Annotated in this window: 10 protein-coding genes; 4 read left to right on the forward strand and 6 right to left on the reverse strand. The window is 40.7% G+C overall.

The genetic code is table 11. The features are described 5' to 3' along the window. Window positions 1-30 precede the first annotated feature (30 nt). Window positions 31-828, reverse strand: a complete 798-nt coding sequence (locus H5202_RS14725) for a DUF4401 domain-containing protein (protein WP_182772739.1) — start codon at window positions 826-828, stop codon at window positions 31-33. Continuing rightward, a complete protein-coding gene (locus H5202_RS14730) occupies window positions 821-1,948 on the reverse strand; it encodes a DUF2157 domain-containing protein (RefSeq protein ID WP_182772740.1) in 1,128 nt (375 codons plus the stop codon). The genes H5202_RS14725 and H5202_RS14730 overlap by 8 nt, the downstream gene beginning before the upstream one ends. A 317-nt stretch (window positions 1,949-2,265) precedes the next feature. Between H5202_RS14730 and H5202_RS14735 the strand changes: the two genes are divergently transcribed. Next, entirely contained in the window at window positions 2,266-2,514 is a 249-nt protein-coding gene (locus tag H5202_RS14735; RefSeq protein WP_011638562.1) for a DUF3297 family protein, read from the forward strand. A gap of 122 nt (window positions 2,515-2,636) precedes the next feature. On the opposite strand, the gene H5202_RS14740 is transcribed toward H5202_RS14735, so the two are convergent. Both H5202_RS14740 and H5202_RS14745 read right to left on the reverse strand, forming a co-directional pair. After that, window positions 2,637-3,560: a hypothetical protein gene (locus tag H5202_RS14740; RefSeq protein ID WP_182772741.1), complete on the reverse strand. Its 924-nt coding sequence runs from the start codon at window positions 3,558-3,560 to the stop codon at window positions 2,637-2,639. 24 nt (window positions 3,561-3,584) lie between these two features. Beyond that, complete coding sequence (locus H5202_RS14745) at window positions 3,585-4,286, reverse strand: hypothetical protein (protein WP_182772742.1); 702 nt, start codon at window positions 4,284-4,286, stop codon at window positions 3,585-3,587. Window positions 4,287-4,780: 494 nt separating this feature from the next. On the opposite strand from H5202_RS14745, the gene H5202_RS14750 reads away from it, so the two are divergent. After that, window positions 4,781-5,425, forward strand: a complete 645-nt coding sequence (locus H5202_RS14750) for a LysE family translocator (RefSeq protein ID WP_182772743.1) — start codon at window positions 4,781-4,783, stop codon at window positions 5,423-5,425. Between the two features lie 116 nt (window positions 5,426-5,541). Here H5202_RS14750 and H5202_RS14755 read toward each other — a convergent pair whose 3' ends face one another. Beyond that, a complete protein-coding gene (locus H5202_RS14755; protein ID WP_182772744.1) occupies window positions 5,542-6,168 on the reverse strand; it encodes a protein-disulfide isomerase in 627 nt (208 codons plus the stop codon). A gap of 313 nt (window positions 6,169-6,481) precedes the next feature. Between H5202_RS14755 and H5202_RS14760 the strand changes: the two genes are divergently transcribed. Continuing rightward, window positions 6,482-7,342, forward strand: a complete 861-nt coding sequence (locus tag H5202_RS14760; protein WP_182772745.1) for a polysaccharide deacetylase family protein — start codon at window positions 6,482-6,484, stop codon at window positions 7,340-7,342. Window positions 7,343-7,564: 222 nt separating this feature from the next. On the opposite strand, the gene trmH is transcribed toward H5202_RS14760, so the two are convergent. Next, a complete protein-coding gene (trmH, locus tag H5202_RS14765) occupies window positions 7,565-8,266 on the reverse strand; it encodes a tRNA (guanosine(18)-2'-O)-methyltransferase TrmH (protein WP_182772746.1) in 702 nt (233 codons plus the stop codon). A 317-nt stretch (window positions 8,267-8,583) separates the two neighbouring features. Here trmH and H5202_RS14770 point away from each other — a divergent pair, with 317 nt between their 5' ends. Then, a complete protein-coding gene (locus H5202_RS14770; protein WP_182772747.1) occupies window positions 8,584-8,967 on the forward strand; it encodes a ribosome recycling factor family protein in 384 nt (127 codons plus the stop codon). Window positions 8,968-9,322 lie beyond the last annotated feature (355 nt).

A 9,322-nucleotide genomic window follows, 5' to 3' on the forward strand; every position in this document is an offset into this window, starting at 1 on the left:
GACTACTTAGCTATCGCGATCAGCTTGTTATCAGCACTGTGGCTGATCAATCAAATTTTTAACCAGCTCCATTCTAATGCCAATAGTGATGATAATGCCGATAGCAATGCCAATAGCTAAGTAGTCACTGAAACTAGAGCTTAATGTCATTATTACGTTGGGCAGTTCCATCGAGTCACTCATTTCAGACAGCATGAAATTGGCGAGTAATAAACTGATAGCAACGGCGTAACCTAGCATTCTAATGCGCTGATAATGTTGCGGCCATCGGTAAAGTTGAGTCCAGATAACCACTAAACTCAAAACCAATAATGGCAATATGAGCAGCGATAAATGGTTAATCACTAAGATGGCTAATAAGCTTGGGACCATTGCCAATGCTGCAACAAATTGATTGGCTTTGTGAGGGATGGCTAACCAGTGTATGGCAAACGTGACCACATAAATGACAGCGATGAGGGTTTCGTTGCTATTTTCTAAGCTTTCGAAGGTGCCAAAAAGCAGCATTAGTTGTCCGCATAGACTAAATGCAAATACCATTTGTAGAATAAACTCTTGGCGATTTTCACCCAGTCGATAATAAGCTAAGCATCCTAGACTCAGTACGCCACCAAAGCCGATAAACGATTCGGTTATATCACTTGCAGATGAAACGCCCAGCATCACAAACGCTAATAAAAATAGCGCAGCAACCCAGCCACCAAGCATTTGTGCGGCAATGATATACCAAGGGCTGGCTAACATAGGTTCTGGTGCGGTTTCTGTGTTTACCAAGCTTTTATTTTGCAGTGACAGCCATAATGCGTTGTATGATTTAGTGTTACTCATGAGCGGCGTCCTCACTGTTCAGCATTGCCGTTTGAGCAAACTCTTTTTGTAATTGTTTTAGCCAATATAAACTGCCACTGGTTAGGCCTATAACCACCATTGCTATTAGAAAAAAGCCTCCAATGGGGTCGTGACTATCAAGTAGCTCTCTTGAAAGTAGCGAGACAATCGCGGTGCTTATGCTGGTTAACGCCAGTGTCAGTGGATACAAAGCTGGGGAGCGATATCGGTACCAAACAAATAAGCTGGTCAGAATGGCGAGGTAAAGCAGCGCATAATAGATAACATGTTCGCTGGAGTCGTAGTCATAGCTGAAGTCGAAAATAACCCACACGATTAGCCAGGTAAATGCACTTAGACTAGCCAGTAAACTGGTTGCTTCTACCATGGGGCAGTTAAAACGCAATTGTCCGCGCCATTGCCAACGTTTCGCAAGGGTAAATAGTAGGTGAATGGCTAAGTTAGCTAAGCCAAAAATCGCGATTTGTTGGATGTCTTCTAGTAAAAAGCTAAATACAGATGCAAAGGATTGAAGATATAACCCCAGGCTGACGTTGAGTAATACCACTACCAGTAACCACAACAGATCAAAACCTGCGATGTAAGCTAAGGGTAAAATGACTACTGCCCAAATGGCAAACAGTTGCCATGGATCGGCGCCAGTTTGATAGGTTTGTCCTACCAACGCCAGTAAAGCCCCAAGCATAATACTGGCTCCGAGTAACATGGCATTAGGCAAGCTCCAGCCATAAGTCTGTTGGATATGTTGGTTGTGCTGGCTATCTTGGTTATGTGTGCTTGGCAAGCTTGATAGTGAATGGTGTTTTTTTTGTGCGTTATTAACGAGATAAAATCCGCCAATAAACAGCGAGAATATGGCTTCGACTATGGCAAATTTATTGAGGTGTGATAGTGCATCCCAGTTGAACGCCATGAAAAATATTACCCCAGCACTAAGTAAAAGCACCCCGAGATAGAGTAATATATTGGCAATTAATAATTGCCACTCATTTGCTGTTGGGTGTGGATATGCAACTAACATTGCGGCTTTAACATTACCTGGTTCGATCTTGTCGTCTACAAACCACTGCCATATGAGTGAACGTTTTTGAGTCATCATCCCTTGTCCATTATCCCTTTTATTGAACCCGTGGCAGTCAATACTCATTCGCCCACTAAACTCAATGTAAACTATCGCTACCTATATGCAATTAAAAATCATATGCAATGTAAAATGCATGGAAAATATCATACAGGATTTAAATACAGACACTTAGCTTAACACTCAGCTTAACAATGATGCTTTGCGTTTATCATTCCTATTTCCCAGACAGACAGTATCTTTTCGGTGCGACTCACATTTATGACAGCCGCTATTGAGCATCAGGCCGGTATTGCCTACAATAGCGCACGTTTTATTAACTACAGCACACGACAATGAACGACACTACTGCTAAACCTGCTTTACCTGATCGCCTTTCTGTTAACCCACGTAGCCCACACCATGTGGCTGCAATTTTCGAACACGAGATTGGTATTTTGTTTAATGGCAAAGAGCGTGCTGATGTTGAAGAATATTGCATCAGCGAAGGTTGGGTAAAAGTCGCCTCGCATAAAGCATTAGATCGCCGTGGCCAACCGCTTACGATGACGGTAAAAGGTAAGGTTGAAGCGTTCTATAAGTAGAACTGAGTAAACTGATTCTTAGCGTCAAGAAACAAAGGCTAGCCTCATGTGCTGGCCTTTGTTGTATGTGTGCGGGCCTTAGCGAATAGGATAAGCATTGATAAGTTTGGGCTGAGTCAGCTTTATTCTATTGTCGTGAGGGGGCGGCCCATTTCGTTGTTGTTATTGTTCTTTTCGCATTGTAAATCCGCCTGATTTTCAAGTCGGGTTATGGGGTAGGCAACTAACCAATGATGTATGTCTTGGATAACTTGGTAATCACATTTTTCAGCGGCGATGAATCCTCTTAAAACGTGATTATTAGACTCAGTATTGATTAAAAATGTTTGCGTTTTTTTGTTGTTATTATCGTATTGACCGGTTAATGCAGCTTCAGTGATATCTAAAGTCTTTTTGAGTAAAGATGTCAGAATTTCAGGCAATATATTTTTGTCACCTTCAAGTATCTGTTGATACTGTGATTCTGTTAGTTTTGGGCTGTAAACTTGAATCATATTCCGGTATTTAAACTTCTGTCTTTTTTGTTGCTGATCCTTTGGCTGAGTCATCCATACTATTGCTTTAAGCGATAACTCGCTCATGTCTGTGAGGCTAAAGAAAATAGGCTTAATAACGACAGTGTCTGTAGCCTGTTGATTAAACGCTACAAAATGTGTGCGGTGTTCACCAACAAGATCATTTAAGCTGATATCTCGCGATAAATTTATCAAAGGTTGAATGAATTGATCTGCCTCAATTTGTTGTGAAGCGAGTTTGGCATCCCTTTGCGAGTTAATAATGACACTGTGGGTTGTTAATTGAACTAACGCACCGGCAATACCAGCATCACCGTAATACATGATTGGAGTGGATGCGGTTGTGTCATTTTGTGAGTACAGCCCCCTTAAGTCGACGCTTAGATCGTCATCAACAAAGCTAAATTTATAGTTCTCTTTAGTAAGGTAGTTGTTGCCTAGTAAATTGACATGCTTGGTATAATCATCTTGGTAGGGTGTGCTGCCACATCCCACCATGATTAGAGATATAATAGGTATTAAAATTCTCATTATTTACTCTACAGAACTCAATGCTTATATTGACTGTTCTAGTTGTTTTTTTACATTTTCTACAGCTTGATAATAAGCGGTAGTCACACTAGGAAAGTCCTTTGGTTCATCCCACTCGCCAGCAGGTTGGATCATTTCATTGATTTCTTTGTAGTGAATATAAGCATTAGTATTTAAATCAATTGCATACAAAATACCTGCAACATGTCCTTGTGGATCACCATTTGGAAAGTAGTTACTAAAACTGCGATATGCACCATGGCGATATATTTCAAAAACGACCAAAACATCGATGCCCAATGTTTCTTTTAATGGTCTAAAATCCTTTTCAGCAAACCCTAATTCGCCTTTAAACTTTTTTAGTCTGTTGATTGACGTAGGTAATGTTACGTACTCAATATTTTTTGAATATTGAGAGTATTTCGCTTTTACCAGATCATTCATCTTTGATAATTCGCTGTCATCAATCGCTTTTTGTAAGTGATCATCTAATTTAGCTGTGAGTGCTGAGGCTACACCATAGCAAAGTAAGCAGCCTGCGCCATAGATGTGGGTAGTTGCTTTACTGGTTGGAGGACGATAAACCATACCCAACTTTAAATCTGGGTTAGCCAGTAAATTGGTGTTTAAAGCGACGGGTGGTTGTGGGGTGTTAGCACAAGCAGCTAATAGCAAGGCAGTAACTGCAATAAAAAAGTGTTTAAGCTTCGATGTTACTTTTATCATGGTGTTAATCCTGGAGTGTAAACTTTGAACGCTACATAAACATAAAGTTTATTTTTAATCATTTATGTATGTTTTTATCGGCTTCCTAGCAGCGACAGCAGATAATATTATATGAAAAAAATGTTTACTAGATGTTGCGTAAAATAAATAAATAAGTGAACAGAATTATGATTGCGGTGAGAGTAATCTTGTTTTTATTGCATTGATAGAGTGCCCATTTTCTTTGGCTACATCTTTATTGGTGAGTTTCTCTGTTTAATTCTTAAAGTGTCCATTTCCAAAGCAAAGCAAGACCAAGGGGGACAGTAACTCTGAACCCACTTATTATTTTGGTTTTGTTGACGCCATTGGTGTTTGCCGATTTAAGCCGTAAACAATCTCTGCCAATTGCCACAGTGCTTAAACACAACCTGAAGCCCAACATGACTTTCATTCATGTTGAATAGCTGTAGAATCCGCGCCTTATTTTCTGTTTTAGTAGTTGCTTGTTTTTTATGATGATTGATCTGGCTTTGCTTCCTTTATATTTAACCACTGTGGTCGCGTTATTATTAATTCCTGGACCTGACATGCTGTTGATCGCCAGTTCCAGCTTGAGTTATGGCCGCAAAGTGGGGGTTTATGCCAGTTTTGGTAATGCCCCCTCGGGACTTATTTTAACCTTACTTGCTGCAATGGGCGTGTCTGCATTAGTGGCGATGAATCCCATGGCATTAGAGGTATTACGAGTATTAGGCGGTGCCTATTTACTTAAAATGGGTTGGGATTGTATGCGCAGTGGTGCGAGCGACGCTCCTGAGATTGCACAACAAAATAATTTAGCTAAATTACTCTATCGCCGTGCGGTAATGAGTAATTTACTGAACCCAAAAGCGTTGATCTTTTTTGTCCTATTTTTACCCCAATTTGTTTCTACTCAGCTAAATGCTAGTTCAGGTGAACAGATGCTAGCGCTAGGTTTGCTGCTGAATGTAATGGGATTGACGTTCAATTTACTGTTGGTAGCATTAGTGGGCAGTTTGGGTAAACCTTTACTTAATAATGAAAAGTTTCGTACTTATCAAAATAAGTTTATGGGCGTGATATTTTTTGCATTAGCGATTTGGTTACTGGCATCGCAAGTTCAAAGTATTGCTTAACCTTTACGATTAAAAGTCGCTAGTAAATAAAAAACCACGGTCATTAGCCGTGGTTTTTTGATCTTACTGCTGGTGGATAGGCATTGATGAGATGACTGGCCAGTGGCGACTTATCGCTATGCTTCACTTTTAGCGAGTTTAATCGCTGCTACTTCTTTTTCAACCGCAGCGACTACAGCATGAGGGCTGCTCAGATATTGTGAGTGGTCGATAAAAATGGCGTTATCATTAACTGTCATCACCAATGCGGGAAAGCCGGTGGTTCCGATGATTTGTTGGATTTCTTCTATGCCTTCCAGTACGTATTCTGCGTCCATACTAAGCTCATCTTTAAACACTTTATTTGATGGCGACAGCTTAAATTTTTCGACGATGTCAGTGAAGTCGTGCTTATTGCTAAGCGGGTTGCCTTCAATAAAGTGCGCCCTTTGTAACGCATTGAGCACCTCTAATTGCTTGTCAGCTTGTTTGATCTCTAACCAGGCCATAAAGTTTGCGGTTTTGATTGAGCTTTTAGGGCTATTTGCGTAACGAATATGGTCGCGACCAAATTTTAGTCCACTTATTCTAGCGGCGGCTTGCATTTGCTCTTCGCCTGCACTGTCTTTGCCGATGTAATGCGCGCTATGCAGTAAGTGTACATTCATTTCTGGGTAGGCTTGCTGCAATGCATTCACCAACGGTGTGGTGGCATAGCTCCAAGGGCAATGTGAGTCGTAGATAAAATAAAGCTCAGTGGTCATTAAGTGAATTCTTGTTTGCGATCAGATGTGCTGATCCTAAATAGTTTGTCAGCATTATACAATCATTGAATCTGTGTAGATTGAGTCGTAGTTGCCTGATGCGTTAAATAAACGATTAGCTTCAGTGCAGTATAGAAAACGCCTACCATGAAAAAGAAATTGCCGATAACATAAGCTCTAGCGATTAATATGGCGCTGGCATTGGCTAAGCATAAACACTATGGGCTTTTTGAGTAGATAAATACTCGAACTCGATTGCTGGTATTTAAGACAAGGGATACATTAAGATGACTTTTATAGACAGAAAATTATTATGATTAAATCAATCTGTTTTGTTGTAGGGCTAATTGTTTCATTAGCAAGTCACGCAGAAATACCAAGCACTGCTAAAACAACTGCCACAACGCAAATACCTGTCACTACTCGAATACTAGGTGATACTTTCACCTGGCCAGGCGGGAGCAAGTTAGCCGTTAGTCTGTCTTATGATGATGCGCTTAATAGCCAGTTAGATAATGTGATTCCTGCGCTGGATAAACATAATTTTAAGGCGTCTTTTTATATTGTTCCAAATTCACCGGTAATGAATGCAAGGCTAGATGAATGGCGAGCGGCTGCAAATAATGGCCATGAACTTGGTAATCACAGTGTTTACCATCCTTGCCGAGCCTCGCTACCGAATAGAGATTGGGTAAATGAGCATCATGATCTTGATCATTACAGCGTGGCGCAGATGATTGAAGAACTTGAAGTCGCCAATACTTTTTTAAAGGCGATTGATGGCCAATCGGAACGGACTTATACGGTGCCTTGTGGCGATATGGTGATTGGTGCAGATGTGTCGAGTCGTCAACAATACCTGAGTCAGCTCAATACGTTATTTATTGCGGTGAAAGGACAAGGGAAAGATTCTCGATTTTCACTGATATTGTATCCAGAAGGTCAAACCGGGAAGAAACTTATCGATTATATTCGCAACATTCCCGCAGACACTTTACTGGTAAACATAATATTTCATGGTGTCGGGGGGGATTATTTGTCTGTTTCATCTGAGGCACACTCTGAGCTATTAACGTTTTTAGTCAATAACCGAGATGACTACTATGTTGATTCATACATAAACTTGATGAGATATGCCCAAAGTAAACCGTTTACATTTAACCGTAAGCAGTGATAGTTATATCATTTCAATGTAGGTAAGAGGTAGGTTAGCGCGTTTATATGTCACGGTAATAAACCGAGGTAATTTACGCTAACTTGTGGACCCATTTCTAATGGTTAAAAACTCGATCAAAATAATTATCAAACAATATAATTATCAACAATGGTGCCGCCTAAATGAGGCCAATTACTGACCTCATATTTCAGCTATTAGTGAATGCAGTTAGTTGATGCTTCAACCGACTAATGCTTTTGGATTGGGCGCGCGCATTCTATCCCACCACTCTTCGTCAGCCACAATTTGGCCTTGGTCATCAATGGCTGGGTAGGGGATCTGTTTGCGCTGGCATGCTTTTGCGTAGACTGGGTGACCTTGTTCAAACAACATAGTCTGGCAGTAATCGTTATCCAATCTACGTGTGCCGTACATATTGGCCACCTCGCGTTGGCGCTGAGCTTCATACATCACTAGTGCTGCCGCCACTGACACATTGAGTGATTGCACCATACCACGCATGGGAATAATGATATGTTGGTCTGCAGCTGCAATGGCCTCGGCACTGACACCGTCACGCTCATTTCCCATCACTATAACGGTGGGTTGGGTATAATCAATTTCACGAAAATCGACCGCAGAATCAGAAAACGTAGTGGTTAATACCTGCATTTTCTGTTTTTTAAAGGCTTGGTGAGCTTCGTCAAAGGTATAATGTTTAACCGTATCAACCCATTGCTGGCTTCCTGAAGCGGTATTACCCGATACCCGCATATCATCATCAGGCCACACTGCATGAATTTGATGAATGCCCACACAGTCAGCAGAGCGAAGAACCGCAGCTATATTATTGGTCATGTGCACTTTATCTAGGCATACCGTTAAGTCGACTTGGCGGTTATCAAGCATTTGATTTATTCGGGCGAAACGTTCTGGGCTCATGAGGTAATTCTACTTAATTTTATTCAACATATTTTAATATTAGCTTTCAACAGATTGGGCGCTAAATGCGCCGGGAAGCGATTAATATTGATAGCAGGTGATTATTTCGAGTGGCATTATAGCGTTAAAATGCTAACGCTAAAACGTCATCGATCGCGACAACAGAATTATTGCATCAATAACGCTGACATTTATCACTATAACGATTTTTAAGGTATGCTGATAAGTTATAGATATCATTGAGGTTAGTTGTTTTTTGCCAATAAAACCGATTTAGTCTGAACTCATCTCAACAAGTAGGCTTGCTTCAACATATCATGACAGAAGACATTACCATCCCTCTACCTTCGCTGATACATCGAATCGGCGGTGAGAAAGCCAAGCAAACAAAAGTCATTGCGCTGCAATATAGCTGCGAGCTAAAGCGTGTGCGTCGATCTCGGAATTGGGTTGTCACTGGTGATGCGATTAACATTCAGTCGTTTACAGAGCAATTGAAAACACAAAGTGATGGTTTTGGTTACCTTATTCAAAAGATTGAAACCGCACTTCTTGGCCATGCTGATAAGTTAGAGCCGTTAGAAGCAAAGCTAGCTCGCTTAATTAAGCAAACCCCAGGTATTACTTTGGGTGAGTTGCTCCAACTCACCCAATGCACCATGGCTGAGGCTAGGGTTGCTCGCTCTAATGCTGATTTATGATAGTAAGTTGACTACGCCCTTTTTAACGAACTTAATTTAGATTGTTCTTTATTTTCAAACGCTTAATTTTTTTATTTCAATAGGTGTGACAAGTCTAGCTAGAATGTCCAAATTGAATCCTGCGTTTATTGTACTCAATGGCTTTAGTTGCATCATGCCGCCAGCTTATATAGTAAGGGGCTAGCTGATTTTGACGGAGATTGAAGAGGGGGCTGTAATCACCATTTTTCATAACAAGTTAAATTAAGTCTTTACAATATCCGTAACTCAGGTATTATACAGCCTGCTCTGACATTCAGAGTTATTAATGAACATCAAGTAAAAGAAAAGCCTTAGAATCTCTTCGTTATCGTTG

The sequence above is a fragment of the Shewanella sp. SG41-4 genome, assembly GCF_014164505.1.
Taxonomy (GTDB): Bacteria; Pseudomonadota; Gammaproteobacteria; order Enterobacterales; family Shewanellaceae; genus Shewanella.